This is a genomic window from Acinetobacter sp. CAU_H_78, assembly GCF_058599365.1.
Map to the genome: position 1 here is coordinate 2796210 of NZ_CM178652.1, position 15742 is coordinate 2811951.

Below are 15742 nucleotides of genomic sequence, written 5' to 3' on the forward strand. Positions count from 1 at the left end.
TTTATTTGCAGCCATAAAAAAGGCATGCGTGATGCATGCCTCGATTGTAACCAATCATGGACTTATTTAAACAACACCCAAGCGATAATCGCCAAAATAATCAGAACGATTAGTGAAATCAGTCCAATAGATGCATTTTTCTGTGCTTCTTTTTCCTGCTCTACACGAGAAACAGGCTGTTCCACCGGAATTGGTGCGGGTTCTGGCTTAACCGAGCTCAGGTCTACACCCTCAGCAATTGGTGCCGGTTTTGGAATACCGACATTGGTTGGCATGCCATCACGGGTTAATTGTACCGAAGCATCACGATGTTTCAGTTCCGGCATTCCCTGATCATTCATTTGCTGTGCAGGTGTAGGCTCAGCTACTTCAACCTGTTCCACGACTTTTTCTGCCGTTGCTTCAATTTCTGCTGGAACCTCGACTGCACCCACAGGCGCCAGTACTGAAAATTTCAAGCTGGCAAACTGAACAATGTCATCCTGCTTTAATAAGGTTTCCTGCGCAATCTGCACATCATTGACGAAAGTGCCATTCGATGAACCCAAATCCTGTACCCAGAGCGCATCATCCTTCAGTAAAAATGTCGCATGTTTACGGGAAATTTCCGCAGCCTGCAACACGATATCCGCAGCCTGATGACGCCCCACCAGCATGTCACGGTCAATGCTAATTTCCTGTCCTGTTAAGTCGCCTGTAATCGCGTGTATTTTCCAAGTCATGAAAGTTACTTCTCTGTTCTCTTTGACATTATCATAACATGCTGTCTGCAAATGCGAATGACCTAGCTTTTGGGTCTAAGTGTGGTTGTTGTAACGGTATTTTTACTTTTTTCCACCTGCTGGACGGGTTCTACCATTTGTCGCTGAATCACCGGCTCTATTGCTACTGGCGTGACGACTACATTGGCTGGTTGCGCCTGAACCGGTGCGGTCGGCACAGTTTGATAAGTCGAGTTTTGCAATGGCGTTCTGGATACCGGAATTCGCTGTTGATATACATCTTCAACACTTTCTGGCAATTTGGCAAAGTTCCCGTCTGAATCGAGTGCGAGTTGCAGACTATATAACTGACTATAACGTTGCTGGGTCAGTTTACGCACTGCATTTTTATCCCCCACAATGGTTGGATGGATAAAGATCAATAAGTTACGTTTTTGATTGGACTTACCTTCTGAACGGAATAAACGTCCCAAGCCTGGAATTGCACCCAGCCCCGGCACCGCTTGGCGTCCATAACTGGTATTATCCGAAATCAGACCGCCAAGGACAATGGTTTGTCCATGTTCGGCCAGAATTGAGGTTTTGATCGCTCGCTTGCTGGTGACCAGATCCTGCGCCTGCCCTTTACTGGCTTTGACATCAGAAACTTCCTGTTCCACTTCCAGGCGTACCGTACCATCTTCGCCAATATGGGGAACCACCTTTAAAGTGACCCCGACATCCTTACGTTCAATGGTGGTATAAGGATTGGCCACTCCTGCCGCACCCGTAGATACCGAACCAGTAACAAAGGGTACGTTTTCACCCACTACAATATAGGCTTCTTCATTGTCCATGGTCACAATTGACGGTGTAGACAACAGGTTGGATTTGGTGGTTTCTTTGAGTGCCTGAATCATCGCGCCATACAGACGACGGGAACCATCACTGCCTTCACGATAATCACCGAGTACCAGTGAACTGCCCGCGCCCACGGCACTTGCAGCACCTGCACCACCTCCCGTGAGATAACCGGCCGCAATATTTTTCAGGCTAGTCCCAAAATTATCGAAGTTCACCAGCCCAATACCACTACTGATATCGCCCAAAGCCCATTGCACACCCAGCTGGTCCGCATCTGTCCCTTCTACTTCAATAATTGCAGCTTCAATCAGAACCTGTTGACGGCGTATATCCAGCTGATCAATGGCAGATTCGATTTCACGCATCAGTTGCGGGTCTGCTTTAACCACCAAAGAATTCTGCGTGGCATCTGCAATGATGCTGACGCCATTGGCATTAAAGCTGCTAATTCCGCCTTGCTCGGTTTTCATACCAGTATTGAGCTGAATATTGGATGCGGTTGAGCTGTTTGAGTTAGTAGTACTGTTGTTATTCAGGTTATTAGTTGAATTATATGAAGACGAACTAGAAGAGGAATTATCCAAACCCGTATTGACTGCCTGCCCTGTCACTAACCCCTGCAAGATTTCCGAAAGATTCTTGGCGCTGGCATATTTTAAACGAAAGACTTTTAAGCCACCCAGACGGTCTGCTGCAGGCACATCCAGCGTTTCAATAATCTGACGAATGCGCTTGCGTGTTGCCGGATCACCCTTAATCAAAATCCGGTTGGTACGCACATCTGCCATGACCCGTACCCGTGAACCACGCAGATCTTTAGCTGCACCTGTCGCTGCCATTGAATCAATCAGCTCGATCATTTCTTCGGCCTGACTGGATTGCAGGCTAATGGCTTCAATATCATTCTGGCCCGTGCCATCCAGATTACGGATGATGGTTTCCAGCTGATAGATATTGGTCGCCCGGTCCGACACAATCAGTGCATTAGTGCCCGGAACGGCAGCCAAATGGGCAAACTGTGGCATCAACGGACGCAGGGCTGGAATCAGGTCATTCGGATTGGTATTTTCCAGCCAGATCACGCGAGTGACAATCTGGTCACCAGTCGCACGATGACGTGCATCATAGGGAATCCCGGAGCTTTTGACATTGCTGTCTGGAACCAGCTTGATGGTATTTCCTGAAGGAATGGCCACCACACCATTGACATTCAAGACCCCTAAAAACAGGTCATAGACTTCATTTTTATTCAGTGGCTTGTTGGAAATGACCGTGACATTGCCTCGAACCCGGGGATCTACCGCAAAATTTTTACCGGTAATATCCGCCACTTCATTAATGAATGCGGTTAAGTCTGCATCCCGGAGATTGATTTTCCAGGTTTGCGCATAACTTGCCGTACTGACCATAGCAACCAATGGTGCGGCCACACAGAATGCCCATGCTGATCGATTATTATTAAATAAAGCCATAAACTTTTGTGTTTCCTAACCCTATGCGTGATGACACATCACTTCAAATCCTGTTGTATGGTCATCACCTGATCACCACGTTTTATTTCGAGTTTGACCTGACCTTCACGTCGAGCCTGTTCCAGTAACTGTGCTTCGGTTTGTCCCTGCGACAGGGTCTGACCATTCAAAGACAAAATCCGGTCTCCCGGTCTTAATCCCAAGCGATTACGCAGTGCAGCCGGTGTTCGTGAAGTGACTTCATAACCACCATCTGCTGCACTTACCCCCATATTCTGTAAGTACTGGTCCTTATTTTCCTGCATCTGCTGGATGGCCCGATTGATTTCACTCTGTGGTGAAGGTTGTTCAGGCATACCACTTTCCGTATGCAGCGGAGGCATTGAATTTGAAGATGCTGCTGAGATATCCGGCACAATCGGCTGGTTTAAACCATTTTCCAGCCCTTTAAACAGGATTTCTTGGGTAGCACCGCTTGATTTACGCAAAATCACCCGGTCCCAATACACTTCAGCCAGCGTAAAACCGCTATTCCCCAATACCTCTCCGACCCGATAACGGTCAGACTGGTCATTAATTTTCAAGACTGCTGAAGAGTTATAGCTTGGGCTCGCCACCACAACCCCCTGCAAGACAATATTGGCAGTTTCAGCAGTGTTCGCTGCGTAAGTATTTTCCTGAAATAGTGAAAAGGCACTTATATTTGGCACTTGAGCCTGTTGTGACCCCAGTTCTACCTGATCAATCTGCATCGCTTGTGGCGGAGCCACCAGAAGCCAGAATAAGGCGGCCAATTTCCAGCATAAATACAGAATCAGCAGGAACAATAAAATCGGAGCAACACGCTCTGTCTGTTTCAGATCAATATTTTTAAAATAATCGAGTGGGCTTGCCATCAGTTGAAGCCCCCCATTAAAGGCTGACGGGTACTAATCACATAAGTATCCAGCCCAGCTTTACCGGTATAAGAAGGGGCATTAAGTAAAAAGCGCTGTGTCAGCTGAATATCCAGCATCAAGCTTGGATCCAGTTTAATATTCAACATACGTTGATCGCGATTGTCACGTACATCCAGCAGCAGCTGTCCATTCTCATCGGATAACTGACCACTCAGAACCGGTACATTCATACGCTCCTGACGCTGGGCAAACGTGTAAATCAGCTCACCACCGCTCCACTGCATCTGGCCATCTACATGGCTAAAGCCTTGCTCTTTTTTATATTTAAAATCGAGTTCTTTAAACTGAATCGGGTTGGTAGGCCATTGCCAGTCAGCAATCTTCTTTAAAGTTTCAGGTGCAAGCTGTCCCTCAAGGTTTTTGACGGTTAAAGTTTTATTCAGACCATAGCCCATTACACCCGAAAACTGGGTATTACCGCTATGCAGATCAATATTTGCCCCTAATCTCAGCAACAACAGGTCCAAAGGACGAACCTGCCAGTTCAGACTTCCCCGAAGATTACCTTTTTTCCAGTCCGCACTTCCCTGCCAGATATTCCCGCTTACATTATGCAAGACCTGATTATTTTTATAAAATTTTGAAATTAACCAAGCTGCAGGAACTTGCAGAATCACAAAGACAAAAAAGGCTAGAATTGCAAATATCAACCATTTTAATGTTTTCGGCTTATTGCTCATCCCGCCACGACCAACCTATCCAATCGAAACCCCTAAATTTATAGTTTTGTCATTTTATAATCACATTATGCACACTTTTTCTCTGACGCCAATTCATAGGCATAAAAAAACCAAGCAGGATGTGCTTGGCTGATCAATCACAGGCCGTATGCATAACAGCCTGATGATGAATAATGCGGCAGAAGGATTAGATCACGAAATCTTCCAGTTTTGCGCCTTTCTCTAATTCAGCAACTAACCAGCGTGGCTGTTTACCACGACCAGTCCATGTGTCTTCCGGATTGCTTTTACTGCGATAACGTGGCTCTACAGACTTACGTGCAGTTTTTTTACGTTTAGAAGCACCAAATTCAAGTAGCTGTTCAATCGTTAAGCCTACTTTGTCGGCAATATCCAATACCTGATGATAAGCATCTTCAATTTCTTGATCTTTTTTCAAAGCAATTAAAGACTCAGCTTCTGCTTGTAAACGTTTTAACTCTTCAACTGATAAATTTGTAATGTCTGGCATCATGTTCTCCAATAAATAGCATTATTTCTTTTAATAAATAACGAACCCATCATATTTATATTAAGTGTAATATTCAATATAAAATTTTAAATGTACAACAATAAACTTAAGGGCCATTACAAAATTAATCATTAAATTAGAGATGAAACTCAATATTAAATTTCATGTTGTACAGTTAATTCCAGCGATTTTATTTTTTCTCGAATATGTTCAGGTATTTCAGTTTTCTGCATATTTTTATTTAAACATACAATTACTGCTTCTGAAGTGGCTACGATACTTTGCTGCTGTTCACTCCATAATAAATAATGCATTCTGACTGCACTATTCCGAATTTCATCAATTCGTGCCGCCACTTTTAATTGATCTGGATAAACCACAGGTTTTAAATAACGGCATTGATTTGAAGCCACCACTGTTAAAATATCTTCATCAAAAATATTTAATTTACCCAAATAAGCCAAACGGGCACTTTCTATATAACGGTAATACATCGCATTATTAACATGCCCAAACGCATCCATGTCTCCCCATGCAACAGTTTGCGAATAAATCACCGGATATTGTTGTAATTCTGACATTATTTCCTCAAATTCTGATTTCGATAAAATTAACATTCGATTCAAATACGGCATTTAACTGCTGTATTAAATCATCTCTTCCCTGCAATACAGATTTAATTCTCAAATAGCTCATGCGGATGTCATCTGGATAGAGATCCAGCAATTGCTGAGCTTCTTCTACCCGGCCAGTTGCCTGTAGAATATGCCATTTGGCAAAACTTAATATTGGCAGTGCAGTATATTTTGCATCCCAAGCTGAGATCTGCTGCTCAATATCTGCATAATCTGGAAACTGCTTTAATAACTGCTGCTGGAACCATAAATAAAATACATCCTGATTAAATTGGAGTTCCAGTAAATGTTTAGCAAGGCTTTCATGCTCAACACTCATTTCCGGCATTCTAAATAACAGTTTCAACCATAATAGCTTGACTTCATAGTCACGGTTAAATATGTCCTGTTTTAAATCCAGATAACGTTGTTTTAAATATTCCAAATCGTCTTCAGTAGCCTGGTCATAAGCTATTAATAATTGCTGCAGCCATATTTTTTTTACTTCTTGGTCTAAATGTCCATATTTGGTTGAACGTAAATATAACCAGGGAAACTGTAAGGCGAATTGCCCCCATAAAGCATTTAAACGCTGCTCATAAGCGGTTTTGACCCGTCTTAACCAAGGAGATAACTCATGCTGATTTAAAAATTCTAGGTGAGTTAATGCCTGCTGACCATCCTGCTGCGATAAATAGATTTCAATCCGCTGTAATTCTGCCAGTTCAAATGCCATGGGATTGGACTGATTTAAACTACTTAATGCTTCGCTATATTGTTGCTGTCCCCAGGATAATCGGGCATCAATAATATACTTGAGCAATCCCGACTGATTAAAAGACTGCTGGATAAAATCCCGTTGATCTTGTGCAGCATTTAATAACCAAACTACGGCTAACTGCTCATAAGGATGCAAGCGGGCAAAGCTGAATACCGTTTCATGTTTACGCTGTTTAAAGCTGAGATAACGCTTGGTCGCATACCACAGCATATGCATCAGAAAGCTGATTACGATAAGCAAGCCCACCAGGAACCAGAAAGTGGTCTGGATTTGTAGTCCGCGCCAATACAGATAGACATAGCCCGCACCATAACCATAGCTCAGTACGCTCAAGATCGCTAAGCCCAGCAAACCAACCAGTAAATAAGCAAGTAAAATCTGTTTCATAAGCAATTAACCGATCAGGGTACGCGTATTGAGCTGAGGAGTAGGCGTCTGAGGTGCTATCTTAATTTGCTCCAGTCGCTGAATCCATTGTTTGCTTTGCGCATCCGGAAGTTGAGCCAATACCTCGATCACACTTTTCAGGGCTTGCTGGAAAGCTACCTGCTGTCCTTGCTGCACACTATTTTCTGCAATCAGTAAACGCAGCTGAGCTTCTTTTAAGACCAGATTACGCTGCATTAAGACTGCACTCGGTTTCTCGACTGATTCAATCTGAATCCAGCGCTGCCAAAATGAGCTTTGGGCTGTAGCGCGGTGCTGATGCTGCACCTGGATTTCCTTTTCCATCTCAATATCAATCTGTTGCAGTAATTCTTTTAATTTATTCTGTTGTACTAAACGATTGTTGATGAACTGCTTAAGGACTTCCCGATCCTTGTCAATCGCCTGATTCAGGCTACCCAGAAGAGCAGGTGCCAGTTCTAGATGTTCAAGCTGATTGGATAATTGATTCAACTTTTCCATAGCCATTGCATATTGTTGCTGCTGCAAGGCAAACTCAACCAGATCCAGATATTGCTCGACCAAAGGCAGATCATCCTGCAAATCAGCCCTAGGAGTATCCTGAACTGTCCCCTTGTTCGGTGTTTCAGGGCTTAACGCTTGGCCCGTAGCAACCTGACGTTTTAAGGCCACCATCTGATCATTCAGATTGGCATTCTGCTGTTGCAGTTGCTTCAAATTCTGGGTCAATTCAGTCTGTGCTGAATTTAAGCCAAACAGGTCATAGCTCAGCTTGGCAATCCACGCCAAGCTCAAGATGAAAAAAACAATAAATAATTTTTTCATGCGTTTCCTAGTACATCAGTAGCTGCTGCAAAATCGTCGATCCGCTTAAGTCCTCTAACTGAGCGAATTGAAAACCAGCCTGATGTTGCTGTTGATATTCCCCAAGCATGGCAGCCAAACGCGGCCCCAAAACCAAATACAATGCCCGATTAATGAGATGCGGATACGGCTGCATCAAGGCTAGCCAGTTAAGCCAGCTCGCTTCACTGCTGACCAAGACTGCATAACGGGGATTAGCTTCAAGGCTCGTCAAATGTTTAGCTAATATCTCGGCAGTCACTGGCGGACACTGACGATCATATAAAATGAAATTCAATATATGAATTTGCTGATCCTTTAAATGCTGCATCATAAATTGACGCCCACCTTCACCTCGCCAAAAGGCGACAGTTGATCCGGTAGCTAACTGCTGTAGCACAGGCAATTGCAGCATCCCTTCCGAAGTCTCCACATCAGGCACATAACTCTGGATACCGTAGCTTGCTAAAGCCTGCTCGGTAGCTTTACCTACAGCGACCCACTGGATACTTCCAAGATCATGCAATGATAGACCTGCCTGCTGCAAATATTGCATGCCAATCTGGGCAGCGGTCGGACTCACTACGACAATCAGTTTTGCTTGGGGTAGCTGCCTAAATAAACTGGCCAGCTCATCCGTATAAGGCTGCTGTACCAGTTCTAGCAAGGGCAACTCTATCACCGGAATCTGCGCTGTCTGTAGGGCTTGCGTTAAATTTGCAGCACGATCACTCGGACGGGTATTAATGAACAACATTATTTTGAATAAAGGGCTTTCAATAACTCGCCTGCGCCCTGATCTAGCAAATCTTTGGCCAGTTGAACACCCAATTGTTCTGCATCTGCCATGGTTCCACTTTGCTGTGCGCGTAGCAAAGTTGCGCCATCTATACTACCGACCCGGCCTTCAATCGAAATGACACCTTCATTTAAAGTAGCATAGCCTGCGATTGGCACCTGACAGCCACCTTCCAGATAGGCATTAAAGGCACGTTCGGCACGGACACACGCATCAGTTTCTACATGTAATAGAGGCTGGATTAAATCTAATACCGCTTGATCTCCACTCCGGCATTCTAGGCCCAATGCACCCTGTCCTACTGCGGGTAAACTTACTTCAGGCACAATACTATGACGAATACGATCTGCAAGGCCCAAGCGTTTTAAACCGGCACTGGCCAGGATGATTGCATCATACTGACCTGCATCCAGTTTGGATAAGCGTGTACCCACATTGCCCCGTAAATCGATAATCTCAAGGTCCGGACGCTGTTTTAAAATCTGGGTTTTACGGCGCAAGCTGGAAGTTCCAACTTTGGCACCTTGAGGCAATTCGTCAAAACTGGCATAAGTATTTGAGACAAAAGCATCCAGTGGATCTTCACGTTCACAGATGACTGCCAAAGATAAGCCTTCAGGCAAAGCCATCGGTACATCTTTCATTGAATGGACTGCCAGATCGGCACGACCATCTAGTAAGGCTGCTTCTAATTCTTTTACAAATAAGCCCTTACCACCAATTTTTGCCAATGGCGTATCAAGAATTTTATCGCCCTGTGTAACAAAAGTGACTAACTCGACCTGAAGTCCAGCATGCAGGTCCTGTAAGCGTGCACGGATATGTTCCGCCTGCCAGAGCGCAAGTGGACTTTGTCGAGTAGCGATTTTTAGGGTCTTCATAAATTTCAATAAACAGTCAATGAGAACAATAGTCTAAACTTAACCTGCTCACTTGAAAATGCAAGCGAATTTATACAAGTTTCAATGCTGGTCCAGACGAACTCATTGATCCGTTTAGAGTTTCTGAATCCGTTCCCGCAAGAATGGCAAATGACGCCGACTGACCGCCAGACGCTCTTCCAGTTCACGACAACGCACCTGATACTGGCCGGAACTCACCACTTCCAACCCCTCTAGATAATGAACCGAAACCAGTGCATTACGGTGAATCCTGATGAACTGATGTCCAAACTCCTGTTCCAACTCCTTCAGGGTCTCATCAATCAGGACACTGCCGTTTTTATGGCGTACGGTCACATATTTTTGATCCGCCAGAAAATAATAGATATTTTCAACTGGCACCAATTCGACCCCGCGATAGGTCTTTGCCGCAATTTGATGGCGGCTGATATTGATTTCTTCCATATTTTCTTTTTGTTTTAGTTGGCTCATTTGAGCTTGGGTAAGTTTAATTAAATGCTCTAAAACCTGTGCCAATTCCTGTTGCATCACCGGTTTAAGCAGGTAGCCGTCTGCATTAGACTTGAATGCATCCAGCGCGTGTTGGTCATAGGCCGTACAAAAGACAATAGCCGGCATCGGGTCGAGCTGACGCAAATGCTGCGCACAGGTCAAACCATCCATTTCAGGCATTTGAATATCTAATAAGATGACATCAGGTTCATGCTGGTGAGCCAGATCAATTGCTTGACGACCATGCGTAGCTGTTGCAACCACATCATGCCCCAGTTGAGAGACTAAACGTGATAGTCGCTCGACAGCCAAAGGCTCATCGTCACAAATCAGGACGTCCATTTCTCCTCCTTAATCCAGTCAACATTATTCATTTGATTATAAGTTAACTGTGATTTCCTTGATTTCTTTTTATTTATAGCGATATTGCACAACCGTGGTAAACACCCCTCCACCGGCGAAAGTCTGAAACGTCATCGTAGGTCCGTAATAGGCTTCCAGACGCTGTCTGACATTTTCAATTGCAATACCATGTCCCTTTTTTAATGTTTTATTATCCTGCGTATAGGGGTTTGTTATGATGATATTAATTTGATTTTGCAAGATTTCAATCAATATGCTTATGGTACTCTTTGTCAAAATTTTTTCAACTCCATGGAAAATACTATTTTCCACTAGGGGTTGTAAAGTCAATAATGGAATTTGGACTTGTGAGTATAAGTCTTTGTTTTCTAATTTCCACTCGACCTGCAAACGCTCTCCCAGACGAATCTGTTCAATCTCCAGATAGCGCTGGCAAAGTTCAATTTCTTCCTGCAACTTGACCAGCTTCAATTCCTGAAAACTGGCCCGAAATAAACGGGACAAATTCAGCAACATTTGTTCGGCTTTGTCCGGGTCAATACTGATCAGGCTGATCACGCTATTCAAACTATTAAACAGAAAATGCGGATGAATCCTGGCTTGCATGGCCTGAATCCGTGCATTTAATTCACTGTGCTGCTGCTGCGCCCATTGTTCACGCAAATACAGATAGCGAAAACAGAACATGCCTAACAGGATACCAAAACTCAGATGTAGGCCGACCTGATCCAGTGCGATCGCCAGACTCAGTCCCTGAAAATTCAAATTGCTGCCAAAATAAGTCAGTACATTCAGGCTGGTGGTGGTCACCAAAACAATGGCCTGTAATAGCAGAAATCCGCAGATTAATGCCAGCTTAATCCCTATACGCTGAAAATGCTGATGAAAAAGCTCGACTAACGCTGCAAAACATAACAGTATCCAGTTGATATACAGCATATATTGAAGCAGATCTGCCAGATTAAGCGCCTGCCAGGACTGTGCTTTTGCCAAGGCCAAGACCATGGCCAGCACATTACCGCCAATAAACATTTCCAGCAAATAGTGCAGCTTGCCAATCTGGCTAAAAAAATAGGAGCTTTGCACTGATCCGGTCGGAGATGTAAAAGATTGATCGACTTGGACTTCGGCAACGGGCTTTGAATTTGTTATACTCTTTTTCGTTCTACTGCTTTTAATCTGATTGAGCCGACATGACCACATCTTCTAATTCCTCAAATCCATCACAAGCCCAGACTTCGGGTATGTGGGGCGGTCGTTTCTCTGAAGCGACTGATGCTTTTGTTGCTGAATTTACAGCATCTGTTCAATTTGACCAACGTTTTTATAAACAAGACATTGCAGGCTCGATTGCACATGCAACCATGCTGGCAAAAGTTGGCGTACTGACCGAACAGGAACGTGATGACATTATCGAAGGTCTGACTGCGATTAAAGCAGATATTGAAGCAGGTAACTTCGAATGGCGCATTGACCTTGAAGATGTGCATATGAACATTGAGTCACGCCTGACTCAGCGTATCGGCATCACCGGTAAAAAATTGCATACGGGCCGTAGCCGTAATGACCAGGTTGCCACAGATATCCGTCTGTATGTCCGTGATGAAATTGATGCCATCCTGGAATTACTGAAAAAATTGCAAAAAGGCATCCTGGGTCTGGCAGCTAAAAACACCAATACCATCATGCCAGGTTTTACCCATCTGCAAACTGCACAGCCAGTGACTTTTGGTCATCATTTAATGGCTTGGTTTGAAATGCTGGTACGTGACTCTGAGCGTCTGATTGATTGCCGTAAACGTGTTAACCGTATGCCACTCGGTTCTGCTGCTCTGGCAGGTACGACGTACCCGATTGACCGGGCTTATACTGCTGAGCTTCTAGGTTTTGAAGCTGTTGCTGAAAACTCTTTAGATGCTGTTTCTGACCGTGACTTTGGTATCGAATTCAATGCTGCGGCATCTTTAATTATGATGCATCTGTCACGTATGTCTGAGGAAATGATCCTGTGGACATCTGCTCAGTTCAAGTTCGTAAACATTCCAGACCGTTTCTGTACTGGTTCTTCGATCATGCCACAGAAGAAAAACCCAGATGTGCCTGAACTGATCCGTGGTAAAACCGGCCGTGTATATGGTGATCTGATGAGCCTGTTGACCCTAATGAAAGGTCAACCGCTTGCTTACAACAAAGATAACCAGGAAGACAAAGAACCATTATTTGATGCGATCGATACCGTTCGTGGTTCATTAATGGCATTTGCTGACATGATTCCTGCTCTAGTACCAAATATTGAAATCATGCGTGAAGCAGCGCTTCGTGGCTTCTCAACGGCCACTGACCTGGCAGATTATCTGGTAAAAAATGGCGTGGCTTTCCGTGATGCTCATGAAATTGTGGGTAAAGCGGTAGCTTTAGGCGTGCAGGAAGGTAAAGACTTATCTGAATTAACACTTGAGCAACTGCAACAGTTCTCTGATCTGATTCAGGCAGATGTATTTGAAAAAGCCCTGACTTTAGAAGCATCTGTGAATGCACGTAATCACATCGGTGGTACTGCACCTGCACAGGTTGAAGCTGCGATCGAACGTGCGCATGCTCGCCTAGAGAAACTTTACGCTTAATTGCTTTCGCTTTAAATTGGAGTATTGATATGTCTCGACAAGTTTTTTGCCGTAAGTATCAACAAGAAATGGAAGGTTTAGACTTTGCACCATTCCCGGGTGCAAAGGGTCAGGAACTGTTTGATACGATATCTAAACAGGCTTGGCAAGAATGGCTGAAACACCAGACCACGCTGATCAATGAAAAGCGTTTAAACGTGTTTGAACCGGATGCGAAAAAGTTCCTTGAAGAACAACGCGAGAAGTTCTTTAACAATGATGAATCATTGGAAAAAGCTGAAGGTCTAAAGCCTGAGTAAAAAAGAAAGCACTGCTTTTCTTTTTTACGCAAGACAAGGACGAAGTCCGCGTAGGCAAGCATTTAAAAAGAGTCTCTTTTGAGGCTCTTTTTATTGGAAAGAGTACTGCTCTGCCCTTGCGCAAGACGAGAAGCTATGCTTCAAGTGAAAAAACTAAGACACTGCCTTATTTTTCTGCAAGGCAAGCGAAGCGCGTAGTTTTACTTGTCAAAAAGGAAATCCATGAAAGATTTCCTTTTTAATTTAAAGCCCTGCTTTTTTTGTTTTTTACACAAGACAAGCAGCTATGAGTTCATAGAATAAAAAAACTCATTACGTGGAAATTTTTTATCTAAGCTCAAGCTTTTCTCTTACGTAAATTAAGCGAAACATATAACTTCGAATGCTATAAAAAATAATCCATAAAAAGAATTCTCTTTTTAATTTGAAAAGTATTTCTTCATCAGATCATGAGTTAAATACCCGGCAAGAGACTCCTCGAATATTCTTTTTCTATAGATATTCTATTTTTCTTAAAAGCACTCCAAAAACTATTTTAATTTTCATGAGATCGAAAATTATTGAGCTAAAAAACAGGCTCAAAACCTGTCATTTTCTTACCGTGTTTTTTAAATTTAAGCAGCCATTATCGTACTGAAAAGCAATCAGATTTGTATCAAAATAATCAATTGTAAATTCTGTATACATTGCTCTCACAAAACACAACATTCAGCTACAAGAAACCACATGATTTTGTGGAAGGTGCTCCCTATAATGACCAACAAGAAGATGAGATATCTTTGAATAACTATAATAATAACTGAGAAATACCCCCGATTTCATCCCAGTTCTTCCCCCAAAGGCTGGGTATTTTTTTGCCTGTTATTTTTATATTCTCTATTTTTAGCTATAAAAAAAAGCCCCTTTTAAGGAGCTTTTATTGATTAAGGCTGTTTCAGATATGGCCAAGCTGCTTTTAGGTAAATAAACATCGACCATAAGGTCAGCACCACGGCTGTATATAGCAAAGCATAAGCCAGCATTTCTAGCGGTGGCCAGTTCAGCAGAAATACTGTAATCGCAATCATCTGGAACGCGGTTTTGTATTTACCCACTGTAGACACCGCCACACTGGTACGCGCACCGAGTTCAGCCATCCATTCACGTAAAGCTGAAACTGTAATTTCCCGTGAAATAATCACAATCGCTGCAAAAGCCATCGAGATCGAAGGTTGCCATTGCACTAAGACAATAAGCGCAGCAGCGACCATCAACTTGTCTGCAACCGGATCTAAAAAACGACCAAAAGCAGAGGTCTGATTCAGAGTACGCGCCAGATAACCATCAAACCAGTCAGTGACTGCAGCCACTACAAAAATTGTCGTTAAGATAATATGCCGCGTCACATCAGGACTGGTTTCATTAAATCCCATTGCCGGTGGCCAATATGCGACCAATAAAAAAACCGGAATCAGGATAATACGAGCCAAGGTCAAGATATTTGGAATATTCAGGATACGACCTGTAGTCATAGACACCGCCAATTGTTCCCCTCATGTACGATGAAAATGCACACTTTTTTCGAGGTTTAATCCATCATTAATAAGCTTCACTTTATACGAATTGACTTGAAGTGTCACTAGGCAAACACCGTCACTGTCTGTCTAGCCATCGCAATCAGCCGATTTTCTGCATCCCACAGATAGGCATGTTCTGTTGAATAACCGTCAGCCGCATGGTCGGTAATCACTTTATATTTAAACCAATCATGTAGCTGATGCTGCACTGGATGCACATAGGTTACAGTCCAGGTCAGGCTGCTCGCCGGGGCCAGTGTCTGAAACATCGGCAACACCCCAGGTGGCCAGATGTCAAAAATGGCCATCAGGTCAGCTAACTGAAATTCACGGTCAGAATGTAGATCGGGGTGGAAGCGGCACCAGCCTTCAAAATCAGGACGTACACTTGAACTGCACGGCAGATTCAGGTCTGCCCATCTGAGTTCGAAATGATCAAAGCACTTTGGAAGCTTGAACTGTGCAGGAATCCGGAACAGGGTTTCAGGAGGAGCATAATCCGGAGCCTGCATTTCCTGATGTACCTGAATGCTAGAATCACGCGCTACACCGAAACTGGCAATCAGAATGCTCTGAACAGCCTCATCCTGCCATAGACGCACTTCGATGGTAGTGACCGATTTGCCTTCACGCAGAATTTCCGCAGTCAGGCGTGCTTTGCCTTCCTGTACCGGGCCAACAAAAGTCACACTGGTACTCAGCAGACGTTTAGCAGGATCATTGATCGTCACCACGGCTTTTTGCATCATGACTGCAGCTGCAAGTCCACCGTAGATGGTTCTTCCTTATCCCCAGCCTGTCGGCATTTCAATCCATTCTTGCTGCGCAATTTGTGCGTACAGTGCTTGCAACGACATATCGATCCTTCAACTTT

15 protein-coding genes and 1 pseudogene are annotated in these 15742 nt (G+C 43.8%); 2 read left to right on the forward strand and 14 right to left on the reverse strand.

Translation table 11 applies throughout. The annotated features are described in order from the left end of the window. Positions 1-62: 62 nt before the first annotated feature. The 12 genes from AC4MCD_RS13255 to AC4MCD_RS13310 all read right to left on the reverse strand — a co-directional run bounded on the left by AC4MCD_RS13255 (position 63) and on the right by AC4MCD_RS13310 (position 11592). Positions 63-722, reverse strand: coding sequence for an FHA domain-containing protein (locus AC4MCD_RS13255; protein WP_419375183.1), 660 nt, complete (start codon positions 720-722; stop codon positions 63-65). 62 nt (positions 723-784) lie between these two features. Then, positions 785-3037, reverse strand: a complete 2253-nt coding sequence (gene gspD, locus AC4MCD_RS13260; protein ID WP_491876265.1) for a type II secretion system secretin GspD — start codon at positions 3035-3037, stop codon at positions 785-787. Between the two features lie 38 nt (positions 3038-3075). Next, positions 3076-3933, reverse strand: coding sequence for a type II secretion system protein N (locus AC4MCD_RS13265; RefSeq protein WP_491876266.1), 858 nt, complete (start codon positions 3931-3933; stop codon positions 3076-3078). Next, positions 3933-4676, reverse strand: a complete 744-nt coding sequence (gene gspN, locus AC4MCD_RS13270; protein ID WP_004781653.1) for a type II secretion system protein N — start codon at positions 4674-4676, stop codon at positions 3933-3935. Before gspN ends, AC4MCD_RS13265 begins: the two co-directional genes overlap by 1 nt. Before the next feature lie 187 nt (positions 4677-4863). After that, the gene (locus AC4MCD_RS13275; protein ID WP_079281036.1) at positions 4864-5190 is read right to left on the reverse strand and encodes an H-NS histone family protein; all 327 of its coding nucleotides are present in this window, start codon (positions 5188-5190) and stop codon (positions 4864-4866) included. A 152-nt stretch (positions 5191-5342) separates the two neighbouring features. Beyond that, positions 5343-5768, reverse strand: coding sequence for an acyl-CoA thioesterase (locus AC4MCD_RS13280; RefSeq protein WP_004781650.1), 426 nt, complete (start codon positions 5766-5768; stop codon positions 5343-5345). A gap of 7 nt (positions 5769-5775) precedes the next feature. After that, positions 5776-6969 (reverse strand): heme biosynthesis protein HemY, encoded by a 1194-nt coding sequence (locus AC4MCD_RS13285; protein ID WP_419375179.1) that lies wholly within the window; start codon positions 6967-6969, stop codon positions 5776-5778. Positions 6970-6975: 6 nt separating this feature from the next. Further along, positions 6976-7815, reverse strand: a complete 840-nt coding sequence (locus tag AC4MCD_RS13290; protein WP_004781647.1) for a hypothetical protein — start codon at positions 7813-7815, stop codon at positions 6976-6978. Positions 7816-7822: 7 nt separating this feature from the next. After that, positions 7823-8590: a uroporphyrinogen-III synthase gene (locus AC4MCD_RS13295; RefSeq protein WP_491876267.1), complete on the reverse strand. Its 768-nt coding sequence runs from the start codon at positions 8588-8590 to the stop codon at positions 7823-7825. Next, positions 8590-9513, reverse strand: coding sequence for a hydroxymethylbilane synthase (hemC, locus tag AC4MCD_RS13300; protein WP_419365815.1), 924 nt, complete (start codon positions 9511-9513; stop codon positions 8590-8592). The genes AC4MCD_RS13295 and hemC overlap by 1 nt, the downstream gene beginning before the upstream one ends. Before the next feature lie 114 nt (positions 9514-9627). Then, entirely contained in the window at positions 9628-10368 is a 741-nt protein-coding gene (locus tag AC4MCD_RS13305) for a LytR/AlgR family response regulator transcription factor (RefSeq protein ID WP_005232557.1), read from the reverse strand. A gap of 69 nt (positions 10369-10437) precedes the next feature. Then, positions 10438-11592, reverse strand: coding sequence for a sensor histidine kinase (locus AC4MCD_RS13310; RefSeq protein ID WP_491876268.1), 1155 nt, complete (start codon positions 11590-11592; stop codon positions 10438-10440). On the opposite strand from AC4MCD_RS13310, the gene argH reads away from it, so the two are divergent. After that, on the forward strand, positions 11583-13013 hold the full coding sequence (gene argH, locus AC4MCD_RS13315) for an argininosuccinate lyase (protein ID WP_051065353.1): 1431 nt from the start codon (positions 11583-11585) through the stop codon (positions 13011-13013). The two genes, AC4MCD_RS13310 and argH, sit on opposite strands and share 10 nt — an antisense overlap. A gap of 29 nt (positions 13014-13042) precedes the next feature. Beyond that, positions 13043-13312 (forward strand): oxidative damage protection protein, encoded by a 270-nt coding sequence (locus tag AC4MCD_RS13320; RefSeq protein WP_005232563.1) that lies wholly within the window; start codon positions 13043-13045, stop codon positions 13310-13312. Between the two features lie 923 nt (positions 13313-14235). On the opposite strand, the gene pgsA is transcribed toward AC4MCD_RS13320, so the two are convergent. Together pgsA and AC4MCD_RS13330 are read right to left on the reverse strand one after the other, a co-directional pair. Continuing rightward, positions 14236-14823, reverse strand: coding sequence for a CDP-diacylglycerol--glycerol-3-phosphate 3-phosphatidyltransferase (pgsA, locus tag AC4MCD_RS13325; protein ID WP_004781631.1), 588 nt, complete (start codon positions 14821-14823; stop codon positions 14236-14238). A gap of 107 nt (positions 14824-14930) precedes the next feature. After that, positions 14931-15725, reverse strand: a pseudogene (locus tag AC4MCD_RS13330) (thioesterase family protein). Positions 15726-15742: the final 17 nt, after the last annotated feature.

What these genes read in the sequence shown, in the direction of transcription:
- gspD (WP_491876265.1), bottom strand. Translation starts at nt 3,037, where the DNA reads ATGGCTTTATTTAATAATAATCGATCAGCATGGGCATTCTGTGTGGCC.
- AC4MCD_RS13310 (WP_491876268.1), bottom strand. Translation starts at nt 11,592, where the DNA reads ATGTGGTCATGTCGGCTCAATCAGATTAAAAGCAGTAGAACGAAAAAG.
- AC4MCD_RS13265 (WP_491876266.1), bottom strand. Translation starts at nt 3,933, where the DNA reads ATGGCAAGCCCACTCGATTATTTTAAAAATATTGATCTGAAACAGACA.
- AC4MCD_RS13275 (WP_079281036.1), bottom strand. Translation starts at nt 5,190, where the DNA reads ATGATGCCAGACATTACAAATTTATCAGTTGAAGAGTTAAAACGTTTA.
- hemC (WP_419365815.1), bottom strand. Translation starts at nt 9,513, where the DNA reads ATGAAGACCCTAAAAATCGCTACTCGACAAAGTCCACTTGCGCTCTGG.
- argH (WP_051065353.1), top strand. Translation starts at nt 11,583, where the DNA reads ATGACCACATCTTCTAATTCCTCAAATCCATCACAAGCCCAGACTTCG.
- AC4MCD_RS13295 (WP_491876267.1), bottom strand. Translation starts at nt 8,590, where the DNA reads ATGTTGTTCATTAATACCCGTCCGAGTGATCGTGCTGCAAATTTAACG.
- pgsA (WP_004781631.1), bottom strand. Translation starts at nt 14,823, where the DNA reads ATGACTACAGGTCGTATCCTGAATATTCCAAATATCTTGACCTTGGCT.
- AC4MCD_RS13280 (WP_004781650.1), bottom strand. Translation starts at nt 5,768, where the DNA reads ATGTCAGAATTACAACAATATCCGGTGATTTATTCGCAAACTGTTGCA.
- AC4MCD_RS13305 (WP_005232557.1), bottom strand. Translation starts at nt 10,368, where the DNA reads ATGGACGTCCTGATTTGTGACGATGAGCCTTTGGCTGTCGAGCGACTA.
- AC4MCD_RS13285 (WP_419375179.1), bottom strand. Translation starts at nt 6,969, where the DNA reads ATGAAACAGATTTTACTTGCTTATTTACTGGTTGGTTTGCTGGGCTTA.
- gspN (WP_004781653.1), bottom strand. Translation starts at nt 4,676, where the DNA reads ATGAGCAATAAGCCGAAAACATTAAAATGGTTGATATTTGCAATTCTA.
- AC4MCD_RS13255 (WP_419375183.1), bottom strand. Translation starts at nt 722, where the DNA reads ATGACTTGGAAAATACACGCGATTACAGGCGACTTAACAGGACAGGAA.
- AC4MCD_RS13320 (WP_005232563.1), top strand. Translation starts at nt 13,043, where the DNA reads ATGTCTCGACAAGTTTTTTGCCGTAAGTATCAACAAGAAATGGAAGGT.
- AC4MCD_RS13290 (WP_004781647.1), bottom strand. Translation starts at nt 7,815, where the DNA reads ATGAAAAAATTATTTATTGTTTTTTTCATCTTGAGCTTGGCGTGGATT.